The organism is Stenotrophomonas sp. 17(2023), from assembly GCF_030345315.1.
GTDB lineage: Bacteria > Pseudomonadota > Gammaproteobacteria > Xanthomonadales > Xanthomonadaceae > Stenotrophomonas > Stenotrophomonas acidaminiphila.
The window spans coordinates 1741405-1767912 of record NZ_CP128405.1 but is presented as its reverse complement, the minus strand read 5'-3'; the positions used below and the strand labels follow the sequence as shown (position 1 = coordinate 1767912).

The window sequence follows — 26508 nt, the reverse complement described above, 5'->3', positions numbered from 1 at the left end:
ATCACGAAGATCCGGCCGTTTTCTTTACAGGACACAGTTCATGGATCCAGTCGCTTCACGCAGCAGCTTCATCGACAGACAGCGCACCGTGCTGCTTGAAGAACTGGCCCAGTGCCGGCAACGACTCGACAGCGCCAAACAGGCGCTCGGCAGCGCCTACCCCACCGCCTGCCAGGCCGCCCAGGCCATGCGCCCGGCGTTCGAACAGGGCCTGGAGCAGGCCCGCCGCGACGCGCTGCAGGCCGCGCGCAAGGGCACCCTGGGACAAGCGCTGAGCCTGAAGGCGGCGCTTGGCACCGGTGGCTTCCGGCTGCTGGTCTGGCTGGGCATGCTCGGCAGCCTGGTGCTGTACTTCCAGCTCAGCCAGGTATTCACCTTCTACAGCTATCGCTTCCCGTTCCCGGTGAGCCTGCTGTTCGGCCTGTGCGCCGTGGTGCCGCCGGCGCTGCCGCTGTACGCGGCACTGGTGTGGCTGGGCCGGCGCCGGCTGGTACGACGCAACGCCGCCCCGGTGCTGGCCTCGATCGACGAACTGGGCAAGCGCCAGCTGCAGCTCAACGCCTTCGGCAGGAAGCACGAGGACGGCCGCACGCATCCCTACCCGGTGGTGCGGGCGCCGGCACCGTCGGCGGACAAGCTCGGCATCAGCTGGCAGCTGGCCGACAAGCACGACAATTCCCACGCGGTGATGGTCGGCCTGGGTACCGACATCGCCGCCGACAAGGACCCGGACATCTTCATCCGGTTGCCGCTCAACGGCCATCCGGGCGGTTTCGTGCGGGTCCGCGCCGAGGTCGATGGCCACCGCGCCACCTGGGAGCCGCTGGCTGCCAGGCTGGCGCCGCTGCTGGCACCGTTTGCACCGGCCATCATCGAACTGCAGCAGCTCAGTGCGCCGCATGAGCGCGAGCAGCAGGTGCTGCAGTCGCTGCTCACCCGGCTGGGTTCGCTCGACAAGATGGAGGCCAACTGGCAGGACGTGGCCATTCCCGAGGCGACCCTGGAGCAGGTGGTCAAGCTGGTCGACCGGTTCGCCGCCGGCCAGCCGCCGCTGCCCAAGGGCATGCTGCTGTGGGGCCCGCCGGGTACCGGCAAAACCCTGATCGCGCGCAAGCTGGCCCAGCACGTGGACTGCAACTTCGTCGCCGTCACCATCGCCGACCTGAAGGGCGAGCACATCGGCCACACCGGCCCCAAGGTCAAGAAGCTGTGGGAGCAGGCACGCGGCAAGGGCCCGACCATCCTGTTCGTGGACGAATGCGAAAGCGCGTTCGCGCGCCGCGGCAGCCGCGACACCGACAATTTCGGCAACGAGCTGGTGCAGACCTTCATCGCCGAATGGGACGGCTTCAACCAGGGCGGCGGCAACGTGCTGGTGATCGGCGCCACCAACCGCCGCGAACTGATCGACGACGCGGTGCTGTCGCGCTTCACCGTGTCCATCGAGCTGCCGGCCCCGGACGCGGCCGCGCGCGAACGCATCCTGCAGGCGGAATTCGGCAAGGCGCAGCTGGCCCTGCCGGTGACCGAGGCACTGGTGCGCGAGACCAGCGGCATGTCCGGGCGCGACCTGTCCACGCTGGTGACCAGCGTGGTCTCCACCCACCCGGCCGGCCGCCCGGCGGCGGAGGATTTCAGCGCCGCCATCGCCCGCCTGCGCGGCAAGAATTCGACTTCGGTGCAGGCGCTGGGCTGGGACGACGTGATCCTGCCCGCCTCCACCCGCGCCGAGTTCGAAAGCCTGGGCAAGGAACTGCTGCACGCCGAGGAACTGGCGCGGATGAACATCCCGGTGCCACGCGGCATCCTGCTCTATGGCCCGCCGGGTACCGGCAAGACCCAGATCGCGCGCGTGCTGGCCAGCCAGTCCGGGCTGTCGTTCATCGCCGCGTCCTCCACCGAGGTCAAGGGGCAGTTCCTCGGCGACGGCGGCGCGCGGGTCAAGCAATTGTTCGAGAAGGCACGTGCGCAGGCACCGTGCATCGTGTTCCTCGACGAGATCGACACCATCGCCCCGCCGCGCGGCGGCGATGGCTCGGACAAGCTCAACGCCGAGATCGTCGCCCAGTTGCTGCAGGAACTGGACGGCGTGGGCACCCGCCAGGGCCAGGTATTCCTGCTGGCCGCCAGCAACCACCCCGATGCCATCGACAGCGCCCTGCTTTCGCGCCTGGAACGCAAGATCCGGATCGGCCTGCCCGACGCCGATGCGCGTGCCGCCATCCTGCGCCTGCAGCTGGCCGGCAAGCCGCTGGACTTCGCCATCGAGGACGTGCTGGACACGCTGGCCGCAGCCACCGAAGGCAGGTCCGGGCGCGACCTGCAATCGCTGGTCACCGCTGCCACCCGCCGCGCCCTGCAGCGGGCGATGGCCCAGGACGGCGACCCGACCCGCACCCGCCTGCAGCACCAGGACCTGCTGGAAGCGGCCGCCGACGCGACGCCGGCCTGAGCGGCCAGCCGCTCAGCCCAGCGCCGCCCGGATATCGCCTTCCAGCGATTCCGGGCGTGCGGTCGGCGCGTAGCGGGCGATCACCCGGCCATCGCGCCCGACCAGGAACTTGCTGAAATTCCACTTGATCGCGGCGATCCCCAGCGCGCCGCGCTTCTCGCGCTGCAACCAGCGCCACAGCGGGTGGGCACCGGCGCCGTTGACCTGCAGCTTGGCCGACATCGGGAAGCTGACCCCGTAGTCGAGGCTGCAGAACGCCTGGATCGCGGCCGCGTCGCCCGGCTCCTGGTGGCCGAACTGGTCGCAGGGACAGCCCAGCACCACCAGCCCCTGCGCCGCGTACTGGCGCCACAGCCGCTCCAGCCCCGCGTACTGCGGGGTGAAGCCGCAGCGCGAGGCGGTGTTGACCACCAGCAGGACCTTTCCGGCGTAGGCCGACAATGGCAGCGGCGTGCCATCCAGCGCGGTCAGTTCGAAGTCGGTGGCGAGGGTCACGGCAGGCTCCAGGCGGAGCCCCAGCGTACGCCATCGCCGGCATGGCTTTGCAACAGCAGGCGTTCCGCCGCAACCCTGCCATTCGACACACCCGCCGGCCGGGCCGCCGGGTTACCCTGAAGGTTCAGTATTTTCCGGAGTTTCCGACCTTGAACACCCGTCTTGCTCTCGCCCTGGCCGTGTCCCTGGGCGTCGCCCTGCCGGCCTACAGCCTGACCGCGATCGCCGCCACCGGGCAGACCGCCCAGCAGGCCAACCCGTTCTTCGCCGAGAGTCCGCTGCCGTTGCATTACCCGCAGTTCGACAAGATCAAGGACGCCGATTTCGCGCCGGCCTTCGACGCCGGCATGAAGCAGCAGCTCGATGAAGTCGAGGCCATCGCCAACAATCCGGCGCCGCCGACCTTCGACAACACCCTGATCGCGCTGGAAAAGAGCGGCGCCATCCTCGACCGCGCCACCACCGTGTTCTTCTCGCTGATCGGCGCCGACACCAACGACGCGCGCAAGCAGCTGCAGGCCGACTACTCGGCCCGGTTCGCCGCCCACAGCGACGCCATCAACCTCAACGGCAAGCTGTTCTCGCGCATCGAGACCCTCTACAACAACCGCGCCAAGCTGGGCCTGGACGCCGAAGGCCTGCGCTTGGTCGAGAAGTACCACGACAACTTCGTGCGGGCCGGCGCCAAGCTGTCCGACGCGGACAAGGCCAAGCTCAAGGACATGAACGCCGAGCTGGCGCGGCTGGGCACCAAGTTCAGCCAGAACGTGCTGGCCGAGGTCAACGCCTCGTACATCGTGGTCGACGACGCCAAGCAGCTCGATGGCCTGTCGGCCGAGCAGATCGCCGCCGCCGCCGAAGCCGCCAAGGCGCGCAAGCTGGACGGCAAGTACGTCATCGCCTTGCTCAACACCACCGGCCAGCCGGCGCTGACCAACCTGACCAACCGCGACCTGCGCCGCCGCATCTACGAGGCCTCGGTATCGCGCGGCAGCAAGGGCGGCGAGTACGACAACACCGCGCTGGTCTCGCGCATCATGACCCTGCGCGCGCAGAAGGCCGCGCTGATGGGCTTCGCCAACTACGCCGCGTATGGCCTCGGCAACCAGACCGCCAAGACCCCCGAGGCGGTCAACGCCATGCTCGGCCAGCTGGCCCCGGCCGCCGTGGCCAACGCCAAGCGCGAAGCCGCCGACCTGCAGGCGATGATCGACGCCGAGCAGAAGGCCGCCGGCAAGCCGGGCTTCGAGCTGCAGCCGTGGGACTGGGCCTTCTACAGCGAGAAGGTGCGCCAGGCCAAGTACAACTTCGACGAATCCCAGCTCAAGCCCTATTTCGAGCTGAAGAACGTGCTGGAGAACGGCGTGTTCTTCGCCGCCGGCAAGGAGTTCGGGCTGAGCTTCAAGCAGCGCACCGACCTGCCGGTGTACCACGACGACGTCACCGTCTATGACGTGTTCGACGCCGACGGCAGCCAGCTGGCGATCTTCATCTTCGACCCGTATGCGCGCGAGTCCAAGCGCGGCGGTGCGTGGATGAACGCCTACGTGTCGCAGTCGGGCCTGACCGGCGACAAGCCGGTGGTGGCCAACCACCTGAACATCCCCAAGCCGCCGGCCGGCAAGCCGACGCTGCTGACCTGGGACGAAGTGACCACCACCTTCCACGAGTTCGGCCACGCCCTGCATGGCATGTTCTCGGACGTGAAGTACCCCTACTTCTCCGGCACCGCGGTGCCGCGCGACTTCGTCGAGTTCCCCTCGCAGGTGAACGAGATGTGGGCCGACGAACCGACCATCCTGGCCAACTACGCCAAGCACTACCAGAACGGCTCGGCGATGCCGCAGGCACTGCTGGACAAGGTGATCGCCGCCTCCAAGTTCAACCAGGGCTTCGCCACCACCGAGTACCTGGGCGCGGCGATGCTGGACCAGAGCTGGCACCAGATCGGCGTCGACCAGGTGCCCGCGGCGCAGGACGTGGTCAAGTTCGAGCACGAGGCGCTGGTCAAGGACGGCATCTACTACGCGCCGGTGCCGCCGCGTTACCGCACCACCTACTTCAGCCACATCATGGGCGGCTATTCGGCCGGCTACTACGCCTACATCTGGTCCGAGGTGCTCGACGCCAACACCCAGAAGTGGTTCCGCGACAACGGCGGTCTGTCGCGCGCCAACGGCGACCATTTCCGCAAGACCCTGCTGTCGCGCGGTGGCAGCGTCGATGCGATGGAGCTGTTCCGCAACTTCGCCGGCCACGAGCCGCAGATCGGGCCGCTGCTGGAGAAGCGTGGCCTGACCGGCGCCGAAAGCAAGTAAGCCGGCAACTGGCCGTCCGCATGAAGCCGCCCGGTTCGCCGGGCGGCTTTTTTGTTGCCGCCAGCGCGGTCAGCGCGGCGCGATGTACCCGCCCGGCACCCCGCGCGGCGACAGCACCAGTTGCCACAGCTGTGCGTGGCGTGTGCGGAAGCTGGCCATCGAAGCAGCCAGGTAGAAGCGCCACATGCGCCGGAAACGTTCGTCGTAGCGCGGGTCGAGCCGCTCCCAGGCCGCTTCCACGTTGTCCCGCCACGCCTGCAGCGTGCGGTCGTAGTCGGTGCCGAAGCTGTGCCAGTCCTCGAGCACGAACAGGCCTTCCATCGCCGCGGTGATCTGCGCGGCGGAGGGCAGCATCGAGTTGGGAAAAATGTAGCGCGCGATCCACGGATCGGTGCGGTCGCGGCTGACGTTGCTGCCGATGCTGTGCAGCAGGAACAGCCCCTCCCCGCGCAGGCAGCGCCGCACCACCTCGAAATACCCGCGGTAGTTCTTGACCCCGACGTGCTCGAACATGCCCACCGACAGGACCGCGTCGAACGGCTCGTCCAGTTCGTGGTAGTCCTGCAGGCGGATCTCCACCGGCAGGCCGGCGCACAGTCCGCGGGCGAACTCGGCCTGTTCCCGCGAGATGGTGATGCCCACGCCTTCCACGCCATGGCGCTGCGCAGCGTACTGCAATGCCTCGCCCCAGCCGCAGCCGATATCCAGCACGCGCATGCCCGGGCGCAGGCCGAGCTTGCGGCAGATCAGGTCGAGCTTGGCCTCCTGCGCGTCATCCAGGTCGCCGGCATCGCGCCAGTAGCCGCAGCTGTAGACCAGCCGCCTGCCCAGCATCGCCCGGTACAGGTCGTTGCCGAGGTCGTAGTGGCGCTTGCCGACCTCATAGCTGCCCTGCCCGGCCTGCAGGTTGAACAGCCTGGCCTTGAGCGCGTCCCAGACCTCGCCGCCGCCATGCACGCGCTCGTCCAGCCGCGCCTCCAGCAGGTGGGCAAGGAACGTGTCGAGCGAACGCGCCCGCCACCAGCCGTCCATGTAGCTCTCGCCCAGGCCCAGCGAGCCGTCGGCCAGCACCCGCGCATGGAAGCGCGGGTCGAGGATGTCGATGTCCTGCGGGCGTCCCCCGCCGGGGGTGATGCCCGCCTCGTGCAGCAGTGCTTCGACACGTCGTTGCAGCCCTGCATCCATCGCTGGCCTCCGCGGTTCAGGGGTGTGCGAACAGCTCCCGGTAGCCGGCGGCCACGTGCGGCAGCAGCACGGACGCCGGAACGTCCACGGTCTGCGTGCCATCGGAGTACGGGCCGACCTGGTAGGGCGGGAATACGAAACGCAATGCGGCAATGCGGCCGCCGGCGTCCATCACCGGTTCGAACTGTGCGAAATTGGCCGCGTCCGGGGTGGTGCCCTGGTCGATCATCTTCGACAGATTGCGCACCTGGGCCTGCTGCTCCTCCGGCGTCAGGTCCTCGCCCTGGGCGCGCAGCATCGCCTGCTCCAGCAGCTTGTCGCGGGTGTAATCGCTGACCGCCTGCCAGCCCTTGGGCGAATCGACCAGGGCCTGGGCGGTCAGCAGTTCCTGCCGTTCGGGCAACCAGACGAAGCGCGCCACCAGCGGCTGCCCATGCGCGCCGCCGGTATAGCTGCTGCCCTCGGCCGACACCGCCACCACCTTCGGCGTGTCCACGGCCATGTCGAAGGCCAGCGACAGTTCGTATGGCGCGGTGGGGGTGTCGTTGCCCAGCTCGTCCACCGCCTTGAGCAGCTCGGACCTGGCCTGTCCCGCATAGTCGGACAGGGCCCTGGCAAGGCCGGGATGCGCATTGGCGGCAGGCGGGTAGCTGATGCCCAGCACGTAGCGGGCATTGGTGTCGATCACGTCATGCAGCTCCACCGCCGCCGGCGCGGCATCGACCGGTGCCTCCACCGCCGGCGCCGCTTCCGGCGCGGCTGCCGGCGCCGGCGCATCGTTTTTCCCGCATCCTGCGATCGCCAGTACGATCAATGCCGCCGCACAGGCTCCCTGTCCCGACCTTTTCATGTCCTTTCCCTTGTGGATGGATCGCGCGGCTCCGCCCGGAACCGCGTCCGCCGCGGATTATCCCAGCAGGTCCGCGTATTCTCCATGGCGCTGCATGAAGGTAGCCGCGTAGCTGCATTCGGGCACCACCTTGAGCCCGCCTGCACGCGCATGCGCCAGCGCCGCCCGGGTCAACAGCGCGGCGATGCCGCGGCCGCCGATGGCGTTGGGGACGCCGGTGTGGGTGATGACCATCGCGCCGTCGCGCTGCAGGTAGTCGAGTACCGCCTGGTGGCCGTCCACGGCCAGGGTGAAGCGATGCGCGGCGGCGTCGTGCGCCACCACGGGAAGCGCGGAGTCATCATGGCTCATGGCTGGGCTCGCGGGACCGGGGATGCCATTGTGCCGTGGTCGCAGGCCGGTGTGACGTGAAAGGTGGCATGCGCCGCCGCGGTACGTCACTTTCCGACACGTCTGCCGCTGCATCCCCGTCACCCAGCCTTGCCGTGGTGGTGCGTGACACGCTGGCACGCGGCTTGCTCCATGGCGCGGACGTTTCCCGTTCTCCGCCCCATGTCCGTACCGTTCGACGCCTCGCTCCCGCTGCCCCCCGACGACCCCGACGCACTGCTGCTGGAAGGACTGTTCCAGCTGGCCTTCAGCGGTGAAACCCACGGCTGGGAGTTCAAGAAGATCGACGAGGAAGTCCACGCCCGGCTGCTGGCGGCCTACGCCGCCTAGACGCGACAGGCCCGCGACCAGCCACGGCCGCGGGCCTGCTCCTTGCTTGCCCACCTCGGCATCCGCCCCGGCGCCGTGCCGGCGGCGGCGCGCCTCAGCGGCCGAAGCGCGGGTTCATCAGCTGCTCCAGGAACACCTGCATCACCTGCGGCTCCATGAACAGCATGAACATCACCCCGAACGCGGCACCGGCCAGGTGTGCGCTGTGGTTGATGTTGTCGTTCCCGCGCTTGTCCATCCAGATGCTGTAGCCCACGTAGAACACGCCATAGAGGATCGCCGGGGCCGGGATGAAGAACACGAAGATCAGCGACCACGGCGAGATCAGGATGAAGGCGAACAGCACCGCCGACACCGCGCCGGACGCGCCCAGGCTCAGGTAGTTCGGGTTCTTCTGGTTCTTCAGGTAGCTGGGCAGGATCGAGACCACCAGCGCCGCCACGTAGAACAACGGGTAGGTCCACCAGTTGCCGGTGACGCGCAGCATGATCTGCTCGATCAGCCGCCCGAAGAAGAACAGCGTGACCATGTTGAACAGCAGGTGGGCGAAATCGGCGTGGATGAAGCCGTAGGTCACCAGCCGGCCGTACTGGCGATGGCGATCCACCGCCGGCGGCCACAGGATCAGCCGGTCGGCAAGCTTGCGGTTGCTGAACGCCAGCCACGAGACCAGGCTGGTGACGGCGATCAGGAACAGGGTTATCGGTCCTTGCATGCTCAGGCTGCCCGGTAGTTGTCGACCATCCTGTAGCGGCGCGCGTACAGGCCGAATGCCAGTGCCGCCACGAACGCGAAACCGGCGAAGAAGAACATCAGGAACGCCGCCTCGCTCAACCCGGTGCCGGCAATGCGCGCGGTCACCGAGTCGTTGCGCACCGCCGCGTTGGACAGCAGCACCCACAGGTTGCCGATGGTGGTGGTCAGGTTCCAGAAGCTCATGACCACGCCCTTCATCGAGGCCGGGGCCTGGCTGTAGGCGAATTCGAGGCCGGTGGCCGACACCAGCACCTCGCCGAAGGTCAGCAGCGCGTACGGCAGGATCTGCCAGAAGATGGACAGGGCGTCGCCGCCGTCCATCGCCACCTGCAGGCTGCCCACCACCACCCAGGCCAGGCCGCTGAAGGCGATGCCGGCGGTCATGCGCCGCAGCGCGGTCGGCTCGAAGCCGAAGCGGCGCAGCATCGGGTACAGCACCAGGTTGTTGAACGGGATCAGGATCATCACCAGCAGCGGGTTGATCGCCTGCATCTGCGAGGCGGTGAACCATGCCGGCATGGTCATCTGCTGGCCCTGCAGCACCCAGGTCGAAGCCTTCTGGTCGAACAGCGAGAAGAACGGGGTGGTCAGGGCGAAGATCACCAGCACCTTGAGTACCGCGCGCACGCCTTCCACCGCGCTGTCCGGGTGCGCGCCGCGGGCGCGATCCAGCTGCAGCATGGTGCCGCCACCGATGCCGGCCAGCAGTGCAACCAGCGCCAGGCACAGGTAGATCACCACGCCCAGCCCGCCTTCATGCAGGCCACCCAGGCTCATCGCCGCCAGCACCAGCGCCCACAGTGCCAGCGCGATGCCGGCCAGCGCCACCAGCAGCCCGGCGTTGCCCTGCCCCGGCCCCCGCGCCAGCAGCGCGGTGCGCACCACGTTGGCGAACGAATGCGGGTCCTTCGGCGGCAGCGGCACCAGCACGTAGCGCCGGCGTCCCAGCCAGAACACGAACGTGGCCACGAACATCAGGATGCCGGGGATGCCGAACGCCCATTGCGGGCCCAGATTCTTCAGCGCCAGCGGGATCAGCAGCGAGGCGAACAGCGAGCCGAAGTTGATGATCCAGTAGAAGGCGTCGAACACCAGCTTGGCCAGGTGCTTGTTCGACTGGTCGAACTGGTCGCCCATGAACGAGGCCACCAGCGGTTTGATGCCGCCGGCCCCCAGCGCGATCAGGCCCAGCCCCAGGAAGAAGCCCTGGCGGCTGTTCTCGAACAGCGCCAGGCACAGGTGGCCGGCGCAGTAGACCAGGCTGAACCACAGGATGGTGCGGTACTTGCCGAAGAAGCGGTCGGCCAGCCAGCCGCCGAGCAGCGGGAAGAAATACACGCCGATCATGAAGCTGTGCATGATGTCCTTGGCCTCGCCGGCGCGGCCGTCGGCGGTCAATTCCTGCAGCAGCAGCGATGTGATCAGGAACTGCACCAGGATGTTGCGCATCCCGTAGAAACTGAAGCGCTCGCAGGCTTCGTTGCCGATGATGTAGGGAATCTGGCGGGGCATGCCGGCCTTGCCGGCGGGGGCTGCTGCCACGTCGTTGCTCGTCATCTGTAAGGCGATCCTGCGAATGCAAAGGGGGCAAGGGTAACGCAAGCGGCCACCCGCGCGCCCGCGGCAGCGCACGAGGCCGCGCCTGCACGGGCCCTAGACAGCGCCGCACGCTAGCATGGCAGCAGGTCCGTACTGGTTTTCGCAATGAAGCACTGGGGCTGTCTGGCGCTGCTCGCCTTGTCCTTCGCCGTGGCCGCCGAGCCCGCCACGCCGGTGCTGCGGATCGCCAGCCTGCGCCTGCCGCAGGACAGCGCCCAATGGGAACGGCAGCGCGGGCGGATCCTGACCCTGCTGGCCGGGCTGCGCGCGGACGTGATCGCGGTACAGGACGTGCGGCAGTCGCCGGGGTCGCCCAACGCCGCCTGCTGGCTGGCCACCCGGCTCAGGTACAGCTGCGATTTCATCACCGCCGACCCGCCCAGCCACGCGCAGCGGCGCGGCAACGCCATGCTGGCCGGCCTGGACGTGATGGAGGACGGCCTGACCCTGCTGCACGGCCAGGGCCAGCTCACCGCCGCCGGCATGCAGCGCGCACGCCTGGAACGCAGGGCGGTCAACATCTACATCGCGCGCATCGCCCCGGACGGCAATGATCCGCAGGTGCGCGCACAGCAGGCGGCGGACCTGCTCGCCTGGATCGGTGCGACCGACGAGGACGAGCCGTCACTGGTCGTGGGCGAGTTCTCCGCGCCCACCGAAGAACTGGTCCGGCAGCTGCCCGGCTTCCAGCCGGCGCGGCAGAATCCGTCGACACGGCAGCCGGCCGCGGGCAGCGCGCCGGGCAGCCGCGCGCACGGCCTGGACGTGCTCTACCAGGTGCGCAGCTTCGCCGATGTCGCCCAGCAGGCGGTGGAACTGGCGCCGGAAGGCGAGGAACCGGCACCGCTGGCGCTGGGAGTGATGACCACCCTGCGCCTGATCGCGGGCGAAGCAGCCGACCCGACCGCGCCCTGAACGACGAAGCCGGACGTTTCCGCCCGGCTTCGCCTGGTCATCCGTGCGCAGGCGGGGCCACGCCCCGCGCGCGCCGGTCGCCGTCGCCGTCGCCGATCAGGCCACGGCCTCCTCGTAACGGCGTTCGACTTCCTTCCAGTTGATCAGGCTGTAGAAGGTCTCGATGAACTCGGCGCGGCGGTTCTGGAACTTCAGGTAGTAGGCGTGTTCCCACACGTCGATGGTCAGCACCGGGGTACGGCCCTCCATCAGCGGGCTTTCCTGGTTGCCGGTCTTCTCGACCACCAGCTTCTTGTCGGCGGTCACGCTCAGCCACGCCCAGCCCGAACCGAACTGGGTCAGCGCGGCCTTGGTGAAGGCTTCCTTGAACTTGTCGAAACCGCCGAGCTGCTCGTCGATGGCCTTGCCCAGCGCGCCACCCGGGGTGCCACCGGCGTTGGGGCCGATCACGTCCCAGAACAGCGAGTGGTTGCCATGGCCGCCGCCCTGGTTGCGCACGCCCTGCTGCAGGCTTTCCGGCAGGGTCTTGACCTTGCGCAGCAGCTCGTCGATCGGCAGGTCGGCATATTCGGTGCCCTCGACCAGCGCATTGAGGTTGTTGACGTAGGTCTGGTGGTGCTTGGAGTAATGGATCTCCACGGTGGCCGCATCCATGTACGGTTCCAGCGCGTCGTAGGCGTAGGGCAGCTTGGGCAGGGTGTAGGCCATGAGGGATCTCCTTGGGTTCGATGCCTGGGTTCGTGTGTCCGGCGCATGCCGGACGGTGCACCGGCAATGGTAGGCAGGAAGCGGCAACTTACCAAGGCCGATGTAAAGGAAACTTCGTCCTGTGGCGGGTACAAACGCCACGCCGGCCGCGCGGGCGCCGGCTGCGATGGCCCGCGTTCAAGAAAAATCCCGCGCAGACGCGATAATCGACGTTTCCACGCCACCCGGGCTCCTGCTCCATGCGCAAACCGTTGCTCCTGCTCACCGCCGTGATCGTGCTGGTGGCCGGCCTGTGGGCCATGCGCGTGCTGCAGCAGCCGCCACCCCCGCAATTCGCGCCGTCGCTGGGCGGACCCGCGGCGGCGGCCGTCGGCGAGGAACCACGCCAGCCCGGCACGGGCGGCACGCTGCCGGCCTTCCTGCCACCCGAAGCGCACGACACCATCGCGCTGATCCTGCGCGAGGGTCCGTTCCCGCACCGCCAGGACGGCAGCGTGTTCGGCAACCGCGAGCGGCGCCTGCCGCAGCGCCCGCGCGGCTACTACCGCGAATACACGGTGCGCACGCCGGACCTGGGCCACCGCGGCGCGCGCCGGATCGTCACCGGCGGCGACCCGCCGGAAGCCTGGTACTACACCGACGATCATTACGAGACCTTCCGCGGTTTCGAAGTACCGGCCACCGGAGGCACGCAATGAGCGACAGTGGATTCGACATGGGCCTGGAGGATGTCGGCCAGGCCGGCGTATACGGCGTAGCCCACGGCGACCTCGGCGGGCTGGCCGCGGCCGCGCGCGATGCCGGGCTCAAGGTGCTGCGGGTGGACCTGGAATCATGCACCGACAAGCGCACCCTGCTGCTGCGCATCGGCACCCAGCTGGATTTCCCGGCGGGTTGGGGCCGCAACTGGGATGCGCTGTCCGATGCGCTGCGCGACCTGTCCTGGCTGCCGGCCAACGGCTACGCGCTGCTGTTCGGCGATGCCGGCGACCTGCGCCAGGCCAGCCCCGCTGATTTCGACACGCTGCTGGACATCCTCGCCGAAGCGGCGGCCAGCTGGGCCGGCGACAACGTACCGTTCTGGGCGTTCTTCGAGCTGCCCGGCGGCGGCGGGGCCGGCGACCCGGGCGACGCCTGAACCGGCATCACGTCAGGCCGGCGGGCATGCCGGCCCTTTCAGTTCGATCACGTTGCCGTCGGGATCGGCGAAATAGAGCGAAAGCCCGTCGCCCTCGGCGCCGAAATTGAGCTCCGCCGCCGACGGCACCAGCCCATGGCGGCGCAGGTGCGCGGTGATGGCCGCTGCATCGAACGGCTCGATGCGCAGGCACAGGTGGTCGACGTTGCGCGCGCCCTCGCCCGCGGCAGCACCGCCACGCGCACCCAGGGGGCTGTCCACGCTCACCAGATCGATCATCGACGCGCCGGCCCGCAGGTGGACCAGGCCAAGGGGCTCGCGCCACCTGACCACCTCGCATCCGAGCACGCTCCGGTAGAACGCGATGCTGCGCGGCAGCTCGCGGACGCGGAAGACCACGTGGTCGATGCGCTGCACCGAAGAAGGCATTGCCATCGCGCGCTCCATGGGGGAAACCGGGGAAGCGCGCCATCCGGCCGCGGCGCTTCCCGCGGCGATTGTCACATGGGCCACGGGCGCCGCCACGCGGCATGCCCGGGCCTGCCCGCTCAGCCGTCCAGCTCTTCCCAGCGCGCGTAGGCCGCGTCCAGTTCGGCCTGCACCCTGGCCAGCTGCTGCGTGTGCGCGGTGACCTCGGCGCTGGAGCGGGTGTAGAACGCCGGATCGTTCATCGCGCCGGTCAGGCCTTCCACGTCGCGCTCGAGCTGCTCGATCCTGGCCGGCAGCTGCTCCAGCTCGCGGGCATCCTTGAAGCTGAGCTTGCGCCTGGCCGGCGCCGCCTCGGCCACCGCCGCCGCCACCGGTTTCGCGGCCGGCACCGCCGTGGCCGAGGCCCTGGCCACGGCCATGCCGTTCTGCGCCGGTGGCGGGCGCTGGCGCAGCGAATCGGTATAGCCGCCGACGTAGTCGCCGACCCGGCCCTCGCCTTCCAGCACCAGGGTGGAGGTGACCACGTTGTCGAGGAAATCGCGGTCGTGGCTGACCAGCAGCAGGGTGCCGGTGTAGTCGCCCAGCAGCTCTTCCAGCAGCTCCAGGGTTTCCACGTCCAGGTCGTTGGTCGGTTCGTCCATCACCAGCAGGTTGGACGGCTGCGCGAACAGCTTGGCCAGCAGCAGGCGGTTGCGCTCGCCGCCGGACAGCCGGGTGATCGGCGCGCGCGCCCGTTCCGGGGTGAACAGGAAATCCTGCAGGTAGGCATGCACGTGCTTGCGCTTGCCGTTGAGATCGATGAAGTCGGCACCTTCGGCCACGTTCTCGATCGCGCTCCAGTCCTCGCGCAGGGTGGCGCGGTACTGGTCGAAGTAGGCGATCTGCAGGTTGGTGCCCTGGCGCACCTCGCCACGATCCGGCTGCAGCTCGCCCAGCAGCAGCTTGAGCAGGGTGGTCTTGCCGCTGCCGTTGGGGCCGATCAGGCCGATGCGGTCGCCGCGCATGATCGTGGTCGAGAAGTCCCTGATCATCACCCGCTCGCCGAAGGCGAAGCTGACGTCCTTGACGTCGATGACCTTCTTGCCGGAGTTCTCGCCCGCGGCCGCTTCCAGGCGCACGTTGCCGCCCAGCTCGCGGCGCTGGCCACGCTCCATGCGCATGGCCTTGAGCCTGCGCACGCGGCCCTCGTCGCGGGTGCGGCGGGCCTTGATGCCCTGCCGGATCCACACTTCCTCCTGGGCCAGCAGCTTGTCGAAGCGCGCATTCTCCTGCGCCTGGGCGTTGAGGCGCTCCTCGCGGCGGCGCTCGTAGTTGTCCCAGTCGCCCGGCCAGCTGGTCACCTGGCCACGGTCGATCTCGACGATGCGGGTGGCCAGTGCGCGCAGGAAGCGGCGGTCGTGGGTGACGAACACCACGCAGCCGTTCCAGCCCTTGAGGAAGCCCTCGAGCCAGTCGATGGCCTCGATGTCCAGGTGGTTGGTCGGCTCGTCCAGCAGCAGCACGTCCGGCCCGGCCACCAGCGCACGCGCCAGCAGCACGCGGCGCTTCATGCCGCCGGACAGGCGCCCGAACTCGGCATCGCCGTCCAGCTCCAGCTTGGTCAGGGTTTCGGAAACGCGCTGGTCCAGCGCCCAGCCGTCGGCCGCGTCGATCCTGGCCTGCACCTTGCCCATGGCGTCGCCGTCGAAGGTTTCGGCATGGCTCAGGCGGTGGAACTCGGCCAGCCAGTGGCCAAGCTCGCCGAGGCCATCGGCGACGACGTCGAACACGCTGCCGGAAGCGCCATGCGGCACCTCCTGCTCCAGGCGGGTGACGCGCACGCCCTGCTGGACGCGCACCTCGCCGTCGTCCGGCTTCAGTTCGCCGGCCATCAGTTTCATCAGGGTGGATTTGCCGGCGCCGTTGCGGCCGATCAGGGCGATGCGCTCGCCACTTTCGATCGACAGTTCGGCTTTTTCCAGCAACAACGGGCCGCCGACGCTGTAGTCGACGTTCTGCAGGGTGATCAAAGGCATGCGCGCATTGTACGGGAGCCGCGCTCAGGCGTCGGCGAACACACCTTCATCCAGCGCCAGCAGGCGGCGCAGACTGGCCGCCACCCGCTTGCCGGGGTGCCGCACCAGCCACAGCTGGCGGCGCAGCGGCGGCAGCGGCGTGGCCAGTTCATGCAGCCGCCCCAGCGCGACCAGGTCGGTCACCGCATGCCGCGACAGGCACGCCAGCCCGAGCCCGGCCACCGCGCCCTGTTTGATCGCCTCGGTACCGCCGAGCTGGAGCACTTCGGAAAAACCATGCAGGTGCGGCAGCAGCGCCTGCTCGGCCGCCTCGCGGGTGCCGGAACCGGGCTCGCGCAGCAGCCAGCAGGCGCCGCGCAGCTGCGCCATGTCGGCACCGGCGCGCAGCGCCGCCGCCTGCCGGTGGCGATCGCCGAACACGATGACCAGTTCGTCCTCGCGCCAGGCCGCCACGTCCAGCCCCGGTTCGTGGCACGGGCCCTCGATCAGGCCGATGTCCACCTCCAGCCGCTGCACCGCACTGGCGACTTCGCGGGTATTGCCGATCACCAGGTCGACCCGCGCATGGTCGTTGCCATCGCGCAGGTCGGCGATGCGCGCCGGCATCAGGTAGTTGCCGATGGTGGTGCTGGCCCCCACCCGCCAGCGCACCGGGGCGGTGGCCTCGCCGCCCCCGCGGTAGCGGCGTTCGATGTCCTCCGTGGCCGCCAGCAGGGCGCGCGCCTCGGGCAGCAGCGCGCGGCCATGGCCGTTGAGCACCAGCCGTCGGCCGACGCGGTCGAACACGGCAAGCCCGAGCAGGTGCTCCAGCTCGCCCAGCGCCGCGCTCACCGCCGATTGCGACAGACCGATGGTGTCCCCGGCGGCAGTGGTGGTTCCGGTCTCGGCGATGGCGGAGAAGATCTGCAGCTGGCGCAGGGAAAGACGCATTAATTACCCATAAAACAGGTTGTTCATACGAATATAATCCGTTTTACAGGTGATTGGCGCGGAATCAGGATGGGCCATCCCCTGATGATCCACCGTCATGAACACCGTCACACACAGGCAGGCCAGCGCCCGCCCGCCGCGTCTCCCCGGCCTGCTGCTTACCGCCGCCATCGCCGCCCTCGCCCTCTGGCTGGGCACCGTGCCGTGGCTCCAGGCCCATGGCATCGGCGCGCTGACACTGGCCATCGTGATCGGCATCGTCGTCGGCAATACCGTCTACCCCACGTTCGCGCCGCGGGTGGCAACCGGCGTCGGCGTCTCCAAGGCCACCGTGCTGCGCGCGGGCATCGTCCTCTACGGCCTGCGGCTGACCGTGCAGGACATCGGCCAGGTCGGCGCCGCCGGGGTGCTGATCGACGCGCTGGTACTGTGCTCCACCTTCGCCCTGGCGTGGTGGCTGGGCACCCGCGTACTCGGGCTGGAGCGCAACACCGCGCTGCTGATCGGCGCCGGCAGTTCCATCTGCGGCGCCGCGGCGGTGATGGCCGCCGAGCCGGTGGTCAAGGGCCGGGCCGAACAGGTCGCCATCGCCGTGGCCACGGTGGTCGTGTTCGGCACCCTGGCGATGTTCCTGTACCCGCTGCTGTACCGGTGGGGCGTGCATGCCGGCTGGATGCCGCTGGACGACACCGGCTACGGCGTGTTCACCGGCTCCACCGTGCACGAAGTGGCGCAGGTGGTGGCCGCCGGCCGCGCCGTCAGCCAGCCGGCCGCCGATGCCGCGGTCATCGCCAAGATGGTGCGGGTGATGATGCTGGCGCCGTTCCTGGTCGGCCTGTCGGCACTGCTGGCGCGCGGCGGCAACGACGGCAACCGCCAGCGCTCGGCGATCACGGTGCCCTGGTTCGCCTTCGGCTTCATCGCCATGGTCGGCTTCAACTCGCTGCAGCTGCTGCCCGCCGGGCTGGTCGCCACCCTGGTCGAGCTGGACACCGCGCTGCTGGCGATGGCGATGGCCGCGCTGGGCCTGACCACCCATGCCTCGGCCCTGCGCCAGGCCGGCCCCAGGCCGATGCTGCTGGCCGCGCTGCTGGCCGCCTGGCTGGTGGGCGGCGGCCTGCTGATCAACCTCGCGGTACGCGCCCTGTGCTGAACCCGCCGCGCCGCGACGGCAGCCGGAGCGGCACGGCCTGCCGGCATCTGCGAAAATACGGCATGACCGATTTCTCCTCGTTGCCGCTGATCCCGGCCCTCGCACCCGGCATCGATGCGCTGGGCTATACCACCATGACGCCGGTGCAGGCGCTGGGCCTGCCGCCGATCCTGGAGGGACGCGACGTGATCGCCCAGGCCCCCACCGGCAGCGGCAAGACCGCCGCCTTCGGCCTGGGCCTGCTGAACCGGCTCGACCCGGCCACCATCCGGACCCAGGCGCTGGTGTTGTGCCCTACCCGCGAACTGGCCGACCAGGTCGGCAGGCAGCTGCGCAAACTGGCCACCGGCATCCCCAACCTCAAGCTGCTGGTACTGACCGGCGGCGTGCCGCTGGGCCCGCAGCTGGCCTCGCTGGAGGCGCACGACCCGCAGGTCGTGGTGGGCACGCCCGGCCGCGTGCAGGAACTGGCGCGCAAGCGCGCGCTCAACCTCGGCCAGGTGCGCAGCTTCGTCCTCGACGAGGCCGACCGCATGCTCGACATGGGCTTCGAGGAGCCCATCCGCGAGATCGCCGGGCGCACCCACAAGGAGCGGCAGAGCCTGCTGTTCTCGGCCACGTTCCCCGATGCCATCCGCGAACTGGCGCGCGCCCTGCTCAATGACCCGGTGGAAGTCACCATCGACGGCCAGCAGGAAGCCCCGGCGATCCAGCACCTGTTCTTCGAGGTCGAGCCGGCGCACCGGCAGAAGGCGCTCGCCGGGCTGCTGCTCAGGTACACGCCCGAATCGGCGGTGGTGTTCTGCAACACCCGCAAGGACGTGGACGATGTGGCCAATTCACTGCGCCAGTTCGGCTTCTCGGCGCTGGCCCTGCATGGCGACATGGAACAGCGCGACCGCGACGAGGTCCTGCTGCAGTTCGCCAACCGCAGCTGCAACGTACTGGTCGCCAGTGACGTGGCCGCGCGCGGCCTGGACGTGGAAGACCTGGCGGCGGTGGTCAACTACGAGATGCCCAGCGACCTGGACACCTACCGCCACCGCGTCGGCCGCACCGCCCGCGCCGGCCGCCGCGGCCTGGCGCTGAGCCTGGTCGCCGGCCGCGAGCGCCACCGCGCCGATGCGCTGGAAACCGACCAGGGCACCGCCCTGGACTGGCAGAAGACCCCGCTGGCCACCGCGCGCCCGGCACAGCTGCCGCAGGCGGCGATGACCACGCTGCGGATCGACGGCGGCAAGACCGACAAGCTGCGCGCCGGCGACATCCTCGGCGCGCTCACCGGTGACGCCGGGCTGTCGGCCAAGGCCATCGGCAAGATCGACATCTTCCCCACCCGTTCCTACGTGGCCATCGCCCGCGAGCAGGCCGGCAAGGCGATCGCGCGGCTGGAAGCCGGCAGGATCAAGGGCAAGCGCTTCCGCGTGCGCAGGATGTGATGCCGGGCGCCGGGTTTCAGCGCCCGGCGCGCACCGCGGCGCCGGAGTGCAGGCGCCGCGTTCAGTACGCCAGCGTGGCCTGCAGCGGCAGGCCGTCGGGCCAGCGTTGACGCCCGCCCAGGCCGTCCAGTTCCACCAGCACCGCCGCGCCGAGCACCTCGGCCTCGAGCCGGCGCGCCAGCAGCAGCGCCGCGGCCAGCGTACCGCCGGTGGCCAGCACGTCGTCGATCAGCAGCACCCGGGTCCCCGGTGCGATGGCGCCGGCACACACCTCAATGCGGTCGCTGCCGTATTCCAGCGCGTACTCCTGCGCCAGGGTGGCGCCGGGCAGCTTGCCCGGCTTGCGTACCGGCACGAAGCCGGCGCCCAGTTCCAGGGCCAGCGCGGCGCCAAGGATGAAGCCGCGCGCTTCCACGCCCAGCACGGCCTGCACGCCGGCAGCGCGCCACGGGTCGGCCATCGCCGCAACCGCGGCGCGGAAGCCATCGGCATCGGCCAGCAGCGGGGTGATGTCCTTGAAACGGATACCGGGCCGGGGGAAGTCGGCCACGTCGCGGATCGCGCCGGCCCAATGGGGATAGGGGTTGGTCATGGGGTCACTGGAAATGGAAGGAATCAGGAACTGCACGACAGCATGGAGCAGCCGGCGCGCGCACGCGCCCAGTCCGGGCGCCGGCAGGCGAACGCCTCGCGGCCGGGCTGTTCGTCGCAGGGGCGCCGCATCACCTCCAGCAGGTCGGTGATGCCGCCGGTGTCGCCCTGCGCGGCGCGGTCGATGGCCTGCTGCACCAGCCAGTTGCGCAGCACGTATTTGGGGTTGGCCGCCTGCATGACCGCACGCCGCGCGGCATCGTCCAGGCCCGCATCGCGCACGCGTGCGGCATGGCGCCGCAGCCAGTCCAGCAGGTCCGGCATCACCCGCTCGCGGCGCTCCGGGGAATAGAACGCCGCCTCCAGCGCAGCCGCATCCGGCCGCTGCGGGTCGACGTCGGGCAGCGCACGGAACGCCAGGGTCATGTCCATCTCGCCCGCGTGCAGCAGCTCCCGGAACCGCGCCATGAGCGCATCGTCGCCCTGGCGGTATTCGCCCAGGCCGAGCTTGGCGACCAGATGGGCGCGTTCGTCGGCCGCGTAACGGGCCTGGAACGCATCCAGCCCGGCCTGCAGCGGCGCCGCGTCGGCGAACAGCGGCGACAGCGCCTGCGCCAGCCGGACCAGGTTCCAGTACGCCACCTGCATCTGCGTGCCGAAACGGTAGCGGCGGCCCTGTGCGTCGGTGGTATTCGGCGTCCAGTCCGGGTCGTAGTCCTCGATCCAGCCATACGGGCCGTAATCCAGGGTCAGGCCGAGCACGGACATGTTGTCGGTGTTCATCACCCCATGCACGAAGCCCACCCGCATCCAGTGCGCGACCATCGCCGCGGTGCGGGTGCAGACCTCGGCGAACCAGTCGGCCTGGCGCGAAGGGCCGGGCGCCAGGTGCGGGAAATCACGGTCGATGCAGAAATCGACCCAGCGCCGCAGCAGCGCCACGTCACCGCGTGCGGACGGCAGTTCGAAGCTGCCGAAGCGGATGAACGAGGGCGCCACCCGGCACACCACCGCCCCCGGTTCGTCGCACGGATGACCGTCGTAGAACATGTCGCGCGCCACCGTCTCGCCGGTGGCGACCAGGCTCAGGGCCCGCGTGGTCGGGACCCCGAGGTGGTGCATGGCTTCCGAACACAGGAATTCGCGGATCGACGAGCGCAGCACCGCACGGCCATCGGCCCCGCGCGAGTACGGCGTCGGTCCCGCGCCCTTGAGCTGCAGCTCCCAGCGCCGGCCATCGGCCAGCAACTCGCCGAGCGAGATGGCGCGGCCGTCACCCAGCTGCCCGGCCCAGTGCCCGAACTGGTGCCCGCCGTAGTTCGCTGCCCATGGCTGCATGCCGTCGTACAACGCGTTGCCGGCGAACACCGCGGCGAAGTCCGGCGCCTGTACGGCCGCGTCGTCGAAACCCAGCATCGCCGCCACGTCCGGCGCATGCGCCAGCAACCGCGGCGCCGCCACCGGGCCGGGCATGACCTGCGACCAGGCCGCGCGCAGCACCTCGCGCCGGCGCGATCCGGTTTCGGCATCGCCGGGCAGTTCGCGCAGGAAACGGTTGTCGAATTTCAGCCGCGGGGTCATTGCCAGGATGTGGGGACGTCGGGCGATGTCACAAGCTACGGTACCCGGCCCCAGCGCCGAACACGGGCATGCAAGGCGCCGGCGCGGCGGGCGGACACGAACAAAAACGCCGGAAGCTTTCGCTTCCGGCGTCGTGGCGACCTTGCGGTTGCTGGGGCTGGATTACAGCGCCTGCACCTGGTCAGCCTGCATGCCCTTCTGGCCCTGCACGGCGACGAAGGTCACCTTCTGGCCTTCCTGCAGCGACTTGAAGCCGGTGCCCTGGATGGCGCGGAAGTGCACGAACAGGTCGGGGCCGCTTTCCGGGGTGATGAAACCAAAACCCTTGGCATCGTTGAACCACTTCACCGTGCCGGTCTGACGCTCAGACATTACAAACTCCTGGAACTATTGATTGGAAATCGCAGCCGCCGGGGATCGGGGCCGAGACTGAGTTGCAGGCGTTGGTAAAACGGAACGATGAGCGGATCGGTGAGATCAGCTGCATCAGGCCACGATTCACGGTGACCCTTGCAAGCACAGTGGGGCGAAAGATACGCGGCTTTCCGGCAAAAAGCGACAAATACCGCATTCATCCGTACCGAAACCCCGCTTCCCGGCAACAATCCCGCTAAATTCATTGGCTTGGCGCACCACACGGGTACGCATGCAGCCGCCACCGGGCCGCGCAGCGGCTAGACTGCGCGGCATGGAATCCCCCCTTGCCGCCCCCTCCCCCCGTATCTGGGTGGACGCCGACGCCTGCCCGGCGGTCATCCGCGACATCCTGTACCGCGCCGCCGAACGTACCCGGATCGAAGTGATCCTGGTCGCCAACCGCTGGCTGCAGACGCCCTCCTCGCGCTTCATCCGCGCCATGCAGGTCGCCGGCGGCCCCGACGTGGCCGATGACGCCATCGCCGAACGCGTCGCCGCCGGCGACCTGGTCGTCACCCAGGACATCCCGCTGGCCGCGCGGGTGCTGGCCAAAGGCGCCGCGGCGCTGGACCCGCGCGGCGTGCCGTTCAGCCCCGACAGCATCGCCCAGCGCCTGTCGATACGTGACTTCATGGCCGAACTGCGCGGCGCGGGCGTGCAGACCGGCGGCCCGCCCAGCCTGCACGCGCGCGACCGCCAGGCGTTCGCCGCGCGCCTGGACCAGTGGCTGGCACGGCAACGCTGAAGCAGCGCCCGCCGCGGCTGCGCCCGCGCAGTAGAATGGCGGTCTTTGCCCCGTGATCCCATGGCCCTTACCGCCACCATCCGCAAGGCCGAGCTGCAGATCAGCGACATGGACCGCGGCTACTACGCGACCCACCACCTGACCCTGGCCCAGCATCCCTCCGAAACCGACGAGCGCCTGATGGTGCGCCTGCTCGCCTTCGCATTGAACGCCGACGACCGCCTGGAGTTCGGCCGCGGCCTGAGCACCGACGACGAACCGGACCTGTGGCAGCACGACTACACCGGCGACATCCTGCAGTGGATCGACCTGGGCCACCCCGACGAATCGCGGGTGCGCAAGGCGTGCAACCGCAGCCGCCAGGTGCAGGTGATCAACTACGGCGGCAACGCCTCGGACATCTGGTGGCACAAGCAGGGCAAGGGCCTGGCCCGGTTCGGCAATCTCTCGGTGGTGGACCTGGACGCCGGCTTCGTCGAGCGCTGGGGGCAGCAGATCCAGCGGGCGATGCGCTGGAGCGTGCTGATCCAGGACGGCGAGCTGCAGATCCTCAACGACCAGGTCCAGCTCGACGTCACCCCTGCCTGGCGCAAGCGCGCGACGGCTTGAGCGCGCGGTGGCGATGAATCCGGGCATGACGCCCCAGCACTGCGACGTCCTGGTGATCGGCGCCGGTGCCGCCGGGTTGATGTGCGCGCTCACCGCCGGCCGCCGCGGTCGCGTCGTGCAGGTGATCGACCATGCCAACAAGCCGGGCAAGAAGATCCTGATGTCCGGCGGCGGACGCTGCAATTTCACCAATACCGGCACCAGCGCCGCCAACTTCATTTCCGCCAACCCGCATTTCTGCAAATCGGCGCTGGCCCGCTACACCCCGGCCGATTTCATCGAAATGGTGGAACGGCACCGCATCGCCTGGCACGAGAAGGAACTGGGGCAGCTGTTCTGCGACATCTCCTCCAAGCTGATCGTGCGCATGCTGCTGGACGAATGCCAGCAGGCGGCGGTGCGCATCCGCACCGACTGCGCGGTGGAGGGCATCGAGCGCGGCGCCGACGGCTTCCGCGTGCGCACCGGCCACGGCCTGTTCCACTGCGCTTCGCTGGTGATCGCCAGCGGCGGCCTGTCCATTCCCAGCATGGGCGCCAGCGGCTTCGGCTACGAGGTCGCGCGCCAGTTCGGCCACGCGGTGCTGCCCACCCGCGCCGGGCTGGTTCCGCTCACCCTCAGCGGCAGGCACCAGGAACGGCTGGCCGACCTCAGCGGCGTGGCGCTGCCGGTCGAGGCGCGCTGCAACGGGCAGGCGTTCCGCAACTTCATGCTGCTCACCCACCGCGGGGTCAGCGGCCCGGCGATCCTGCAGATCTCCTCGTACTGGCAGCCCGGCGACGACCTGCGCCTGGACCTGCTGCCGGGCCACGACCCACTGCAGTGGCTGCGCGACATGAAGCGCGAGCGCGGCGCCTCGGAGCTGCGCACGGTACTGGCCGAGGTCATGCCCAAGCGGATGGCGCAGCGCCTGTGCGAGCACTGGCTGCCGGACCGGCCGGTGCGCCAGCTCGACGAGCCGCAGCTGAAGCAGGCCGCGGCGCTGCTGGGCGATTTCCCGCTGGCGGCCAGCGGCACCGAGGGCTACCGCACCGCGGAAGTGACCCTGGGCGGGGTGGATACACACCAGGTGTCGTCCTCGACCCTGGAGTCACGGCAGGTACCGGGGCTGTATTTCGTCGGCGAGGTGCTGGACGTGACCGGCTGGCTGGGCGGCTACAACTTCCAGTGGGCCTGGGCCTCCGGGCACGCGGCCGGACAGGCGGCCTGAAGCCGGCGCAGGAACCGCGTCACAGCCAAGCGATCAACGCATGGACGGCACCGCGGCCATGTTGTATTAAACCCGGTCAGAGGGGAGTCCCGAATGCAGAACGGCAAAGAATCAACCCTGCGCCTGCTGATCGTCGACGACAGCGCCGAGAACGCCGAGGCGATCGTCAGCACCTTGCGCAACAGCGGCATCGCCGTCCGTCCATTCCGGCCGCAGGCGCCGGCGGAACTGGTGGAGATCCTGTCCAGCCAGAGCATCGACCTGGTGCTGTGCGCGCCCTCGCAGGTGATTCCGCAGCTGCTGCTCAGCCAGCAGATCGCCGCCAGCGGCAAGGACATCCCGATGATCGGGCTGGCCGACCAGGTCGACGAACGGATGCTGGTGGAATCGGGCGCCAATGGCATCCGCGCCATTGCCCTGCGCCATCGCCCCGAGCACCTGCTGGCGGTCGTGCGCAACGAATGGACCGACCTGCAGGCGCGCCGCGGCCTGCGCCGGATCGAGGCGCAGATGCGCGAGACCGAGCGCCGCTGCGACGCGCTGATCGCCTCTTCGCGCGACCCGATCGCCTACATCCACGAAGGCATGCACATCCGCGCCAACGAGGCCTACCTGGAGATGTTTGGCTACGACACGTTCGAGGACGTGGAAGGCATCTCGCTGCTGGACATGGTCGCGCCGCAGCACGTGGAGGATTTCAAGCAGCTGCTCAAGGCGCTGGGCAAGGGCGAGCCGCCGCCACCGCAGTACGAAGTGCACGCGCGCAACCAGGACGGCGACAGCTTCCCGGCGACGATGGAGTTCACCGCCGCCACCTACGAGGGCGAATCCTGCTTCCAGGTGGTGTTCCGCCGCCGCGAGGAATTCGATCCCGAGCTGGCGCGCGAGGTCGAGGAGCTGCGCCAGCGCGACCAGGTCACCGGCCTGCTCAACCGCCCCACCTTCATGGTGCACCTGGAAAACGCCGTGGCCCAGGTCAGCCGCAGCGATGGCCAGTACGGCTTCCTGCTGGTGGAGCCGGATCACTACGCGCGGCTGCTGCCCGACATCGGCCTGGACTCGGCCGACGCGCTGGTCGCCGCGCTGGGCCAGCACCTTGCCGCCACGCTCGGCGACGGCCTGTCGGTCGCCCGCTTCGGCGAGCACAGCTTCGCGATCCTCGCCCAGGGCGACTACGCGCACACCATGGGGCTGGCCGAGCGCGTGCGCGGCGCCTTCGCCTCGCACGTGTTCAGCATCGGCGCGCGCTCGGCGACGGTCACCGTCAGCATCGGCGGCGTGCAGGTCGGCGAGAAGATCGCCAGCGTCGGCCAGGTGCTGGCGCGCGCCAGCGACTGCATCCGCACCGCGACCGAGCTCGGTGGCAACACGGTCAAGGTCTTCGACCCGGGCGCCGCCGACCGCGTCGAGGAAGAGCGCATCCAGCGCTGGGTGGAGCTGATGCGCGGCGCGCTGGAAGGCGACGGCTTCCAGCTGCGCTTCCGCCCGGTCATCAACCTCATGGGCGAGGCGATCCAGCTGTACGACACCTCGCTGCAGCTGCGCAACAACAACGAGATGGTCGGGCCCTCGACCTTCCTGCCGATCGCCGAGGACCAGGGCCTGCTGGCGCCGATCAACCGCTGGGTGGTCGGGCATGCGATCCAGGCGCTGGGCGAACGCCGCCGTGCCGGCCATCGCACCCACATGATGGTGCGGATCACGCCCGAATCGTTCTCCGATCCGCAGCTGCTGGCGGTGATCCGCGACGGCCTGCAGGCCGAGGGCGTGTCCGGCGACCAGTTGTGGCTGCAGGTTCCCGAGGCCAAGGTGTTCACCCACCTGCGCAACGCCCAGCAGTTCCTGGCCGCGGCCGCGGCGCTGGGCTGCAAGGTCGGGCTGGAGCAGTTCGGTTCCGGTCTGGATTCGTTCCAGTTGCTGGCCCACTTCCACCCGGGCTTCCTCAAGCTGGACAGCAGCTTCACCGCCGACCCGGCGCTGGCCCGCGAGCAGTTGCCCAAGATCCAGGAAATCACCGCCCGCGCGCAGTCGCAGGACATCCGCACCATCGCCGAGTTCGTCTCGGATGCGGCGACGATGAGCCTGTTGTTCAGTTCCGGAGTGGATTACGTGCAGGGCGATTTCGTCGGCGCGGCCGGCCCCGAGATGAACTTCGATTTCGGCTGACGCCAGGCCGGGCGCGCATGCCCGGCATCGAGTGGCGCGCGGGGGCACGCCCGCCACAGACGCAAAGGCCGGCGTGGACGCCGGCCT

25 protein-coding genes are annotated in these 26508 nt (G+C 69.4%); 12 read left to right on the top strand and 13 right to left on the bottom strand.

All coding sequences use genetic code 11. From position 1 onward, the window contains the following. Positions 1-40 precede the first annotated feature (40 nt). A complete protein-coding gene (locus QQA12_RS07920) occupies positions 41-2452 on the top strand; it encodes an ATP-binding protein (protein WP_054665337.1) in 2412 nt (803 codons plus the stop codon). A 12-nt stretch (positions 2453-2464) separates the two neighbouring features. Here the strand turns inward: QQA12_RS07920 and QQA12_RS07915 are convergent, their stop codons facing one another. Further along, positions 2465-2923, bottom strand: coding sequence for a glutathione peroxidase (locus QQA12_RS07915; RefSeq protein ID WP_225546742.1), 459 nt, complete (start codon positions 2921-2923; stop codon positions 2465-2467). Positions 2924-3096: 173 nt separating this feature from the next. On the opposite strand from QQA12_RS07915, the gene QQA12_RS07910 reads away from it, so the two are divergent. Beyond that, entirely contained in the window at positions 3097-5265 is a 2169-nt protein-coding gene (locus QQA12_RS07910; protein WP_226050394.1) for a M3 family metallopeptidase, read from the top strand. A gap of 69 nt (positions 5266-5334) precedes the next feature. Here QQA12_RS07910 and cfa read toward each other — a convergent pair whose 3' ends face one another. Genes cfa through QQA12_RS07895 form a run of 3 tightly spaced genes read right to left on the bottom strand, consistent with a single transcriptional unit; the run spans position 5335 to position 7651 of the window. Beyond that, positions 5335-6450, bottom strand: a complete 1116-nt coding sequence (cfa, locus tag QQA12_RS07905; protein ID WP_226050393.1) for a cyclopropane fatty acyl phospholipid synthase — start codon at positions 6448-6450, stop codon at positions 5335-5337. Positions 6451-6466: 16 nt separating this feature from the next. After that, positions 6467-7300 carry a DUF3298 and DUF4163 domain-containing protein gene (locus tag QQA12_RS07900; protein ID WP_056932066.1) on the bottom strand — a complete coding sequence of 278 codons (834 nt, stop codon included), beginning with the start codon at positions 7298-7300 and terminating at the stop codon, positions 6467-6469. A gap of 57 nt (positions 7301-7357) precedes the next feature. Next, positions 7358-7651 (bottom strand): GNAT family N-acetyltransferase, encoded by a 294-nt coding sequence (locus QQA12_RS07895; protein ID WP_056932065.1) that lies wholly within the window; start codon positions 7649-7651, stop codon positions 7358-7360. Between the two features lie 201 nt (positions 7652-7852). Between QQA12_RS07895 and QQA12_RS07890 the strand changes: the two genes are divergently transcribed. Continuing rightward, positions 7853-8020, top strand: a complete 168-nt coding sequence (locus QQA12_RS07890; protein ID WP_169790237.1) for a hypothetical protein — start codon at positions 7853-7855, stop codon at positions 8018-8020. Positions 8021-8114: 94 nt separating this feature from the next. On the opposite strand, the gene QQA12_RS07885 is transcribed toward QQA12_RS07890, so the two are convergent. Beyond that, positions 8115-8735, bottom strand: a complete 621-nt coding sequence (locus tag QQA12_RS07885; protein WP_226050392.1) for a rhomboid family intramembrane serine protease — start codon at positions 8733-8735, stop codon at positions 8115-8117. A gap of 2 nt (positions 8736-8737) precedes the next feature. After that, complete coding sequence (locus tag QQA12_RS07880; protein ID WP_054665321.1) at positions 8738-10333, bottom strand: oligopeptide:H+ symporter; 1596 nt, start codon at positions 10331-10333, stop codon at positions 8738-8740. Positions 10334-10480: 147 nt separating this feature from the next. Between QQA12_RS07880 and QQA12_RS07875 the strand changes: the two genes are divergently transcribed. Further along, a complete protein-coding gene (locus QQA12_RS07875) occupies positions 10481-11290 on the top strand; it encodes an endonuclease/exonuclease/phosphatase family protein (RefSeq protein ID WP_226050391.1) in 810 nt (269 codons plus the stop codon). Positions 11291-11386: 96 nt separating this feature from the next. On the opposite strand, the gene QQA12_RS07870 is transcribed toward QQA12_RS07875, so the two are convergent. After that, complete coding sequence (locus QQA12_RS07870) at positions 11387-11998, bottom strand: superoxide dismutase (protein WP_054665316.1); 612 nt, start codon at positions 11996-11998, stop codon at positions 11387-11389. Between the two features lie 239 nt (positions 11999-12237). Between QQA12_RS07870 and QQA12_RS07865 the strand changes: the two genes are divergently transcribed. Together QQA12_RS07865 and QQA12_RS07860 are read left to right on the top strand one after the other, a co-directional pair. Beyond that, positions 12238-12696, top strand: a complete 459-nt coding sequence (locus QQA12_RS07865) for a ribonuclease domain-containing protein (RefSeq protein ID WP_226050390.1) — start codon at positions 12238-12240, stop codon at positions 12694-12696. Continuing rightward, positions 12693-13136: a barstar family protein gene (locus QQA12_RS07860; protein ID WP_182334343.1), complete on the top strand. Its 444-nt coding sequence runs from the start codon at positions 12693-12695 to the stop codon at positions 13134-13136. The genes QQA12_RS07865 and QQA12_RS07860 overlap by 4 nt, the downstream gene beginning before the upstream one ends. 12 nt (positions 13137-13148) lie before the next feature. On the opposite strand, the gene QQA12_RS07855 is transcribed toward QQA12_RS07860, so the two are convergent. The 3 genes from QQA12_RS07855 to QQA12_RS07845 all read right to left on the bottom strand — a co-directional run bounded on the left by QQA12_RS07855 (position 13149) and on the right by QQA12_RS07845 (position 16510). Next, positions 13149-13571, bottom strand: coding sequence for a VOC family protein (locus tag QQA12_RS07855; protein WP_226050389.1), 423 nt, complete (start codon positions 13569-13571; stop codon positions 13149-13151). A gap of 113 nt (positions 13572-13684) precedes the next feature. After that, positions 13685-15580: an ATP-binding cassette domain-containing protein gene (locus QQA12_RS07850; protein ID WP_056932060.1), complete on the bottom strand. Its 1896-nt coding sequence runs from the start codon at positions 15578-15580 to the stop codon at positions 13685-13687. Positions 15581-15604: 24 nt separating this feature from the next. After that, the gene (locus QQA12_RS07845; RefSeq protein WP_056932059.1) at positions 15605-16510 is read right to left on the bottom strand and encodes a LysR family transcriptional regulator; all 906 of its coding nucleotides are present in this window, start codon (positions 16508-16510) and stop codon (positions 15605-15607) included. A gap of 97 nt (positions 16511-16607) precedes the next feature. On the opposite strand from QQA12_RS07845, the gene QQA12_RS07840 reads away from it, so the two are divergent. Continuing rightward, positions 16608-17663, top strand: coding sequence for a YeiH family protein (locus QQA12_RS07840; protein WP_056932058.1), 1056 nt, complete (start codon positions 16608-16610; stop codon positions 17661-17663). Between the two features lie 62 nt (positions 17664-17725). Further along, positions 17726-19102 carry an ATP-dependent RNA helicase DbpA gene (dbpA, locus tag QQA12_RS07835; RefSeq protein WP_226050388.1) on the top strand — a complete coding sequence of 459 codons (1377 nt, stop codon included), beginning with the start codon at positions 17726-17728 and terminating at the stop codon, positions 19100-19102. 61 nt (positions 19103-19163) lie between these two features. Here dbpA and QQA12_RS07830 read toward each other — a convergent pair whose 3' ends face one another. The 3 genes from QQA12_RS07830 to QQA12_RS07820 all read right to left on the bottom strand — a co-directional run bounded on the left by QQA12_RS07830 (position 19164) and on the right by QQA12_RS07820 (position 21646). After that, positions 19164-19694: an adenine phosphoribosyltransferase gene (locus QQA12_RS07830; protein ID WP_054665297.1), complete on the bottom strand. Its 531-nt coding sequence runs from the start codon at positions 19692-19694 to the stop codon at positions 19164-19166. A gap of 23 nt (positions 19695-19717) precedes the next feature. After that, positions 19718-21274, bottom strand: a complete 1557-nt coding sequence (locus tag QQA12_RS07825) for a YdiU family protein (RefSeq protein ID WP_226050387.1) — start codon at positions 21272-21274, stop codon at positions 19718-19720. Between the two features lie 162 nt (positions 21275-21436). Next, positions 21437-21646, bottom strand: coding sequence for a cold-shock protein (locus QQA12_RS07820; RefSeq protein ID WP_054665293.1), 210 nt, complete (start codon positions 21644-21646; stop codon positions 21437-21439). Positions 21647-21962: 316 nt separating this feature from the next. On the opposite strand from QQA12_RS07820, the gene QQA12_RS07815 reads away from it, so the two are divergent. The 4 genes from QQA12_RS07815 (at position 21963) to QQA12_RS07800 (ending at position 26421) form a co-directional block, all read left to right on the top strand. Continuing rightward, entirely contained in the window at positions 21963-22436 is a 474-nt protein-coding gene (locus QQA12_RS07815) for a YaiI/YqxD family protein (protein ID WP_056932055.1), read from the top strand. A gap of 60 nt (positions 22437-22496) precedes the next feature. Further along, on the top strand, positions 22497-23045 hold the full coding sequence (locus QQA12_RS07810) for a YaeQ family protein (RefSeq protein ID WP_054665288.1): 549 nt from the start codon (positions 22497-22499) through the stop codon (positions 23043-23045). Positions 23046-23070: 25 nt separating this feature from the next. Further along, on the top strand, positions 23071-24255 hold the full coding sequence (locus QQA12_RS07805) for an NAD(P)/FAD-dependent oxidoreductase (protein WP_226050386.1): 1185 nt from the start codon (positions 23071-23073) through the stop codon (positions 24253-24255). Positions 24256-24348: 93 nt separating this feature from the next. Further along, on the top strand, positions 24349-26421 hold the full coding sequence (locus QQA12_RS07800) for an EAL domain-containing protein (protein ID WP_054665283.1): 2073 nt from the start codon (positions 24349-24351) through the stop codon (positions 26419-26421). Positions 26422-26508 lie beyond the last annotated feature (87 nt).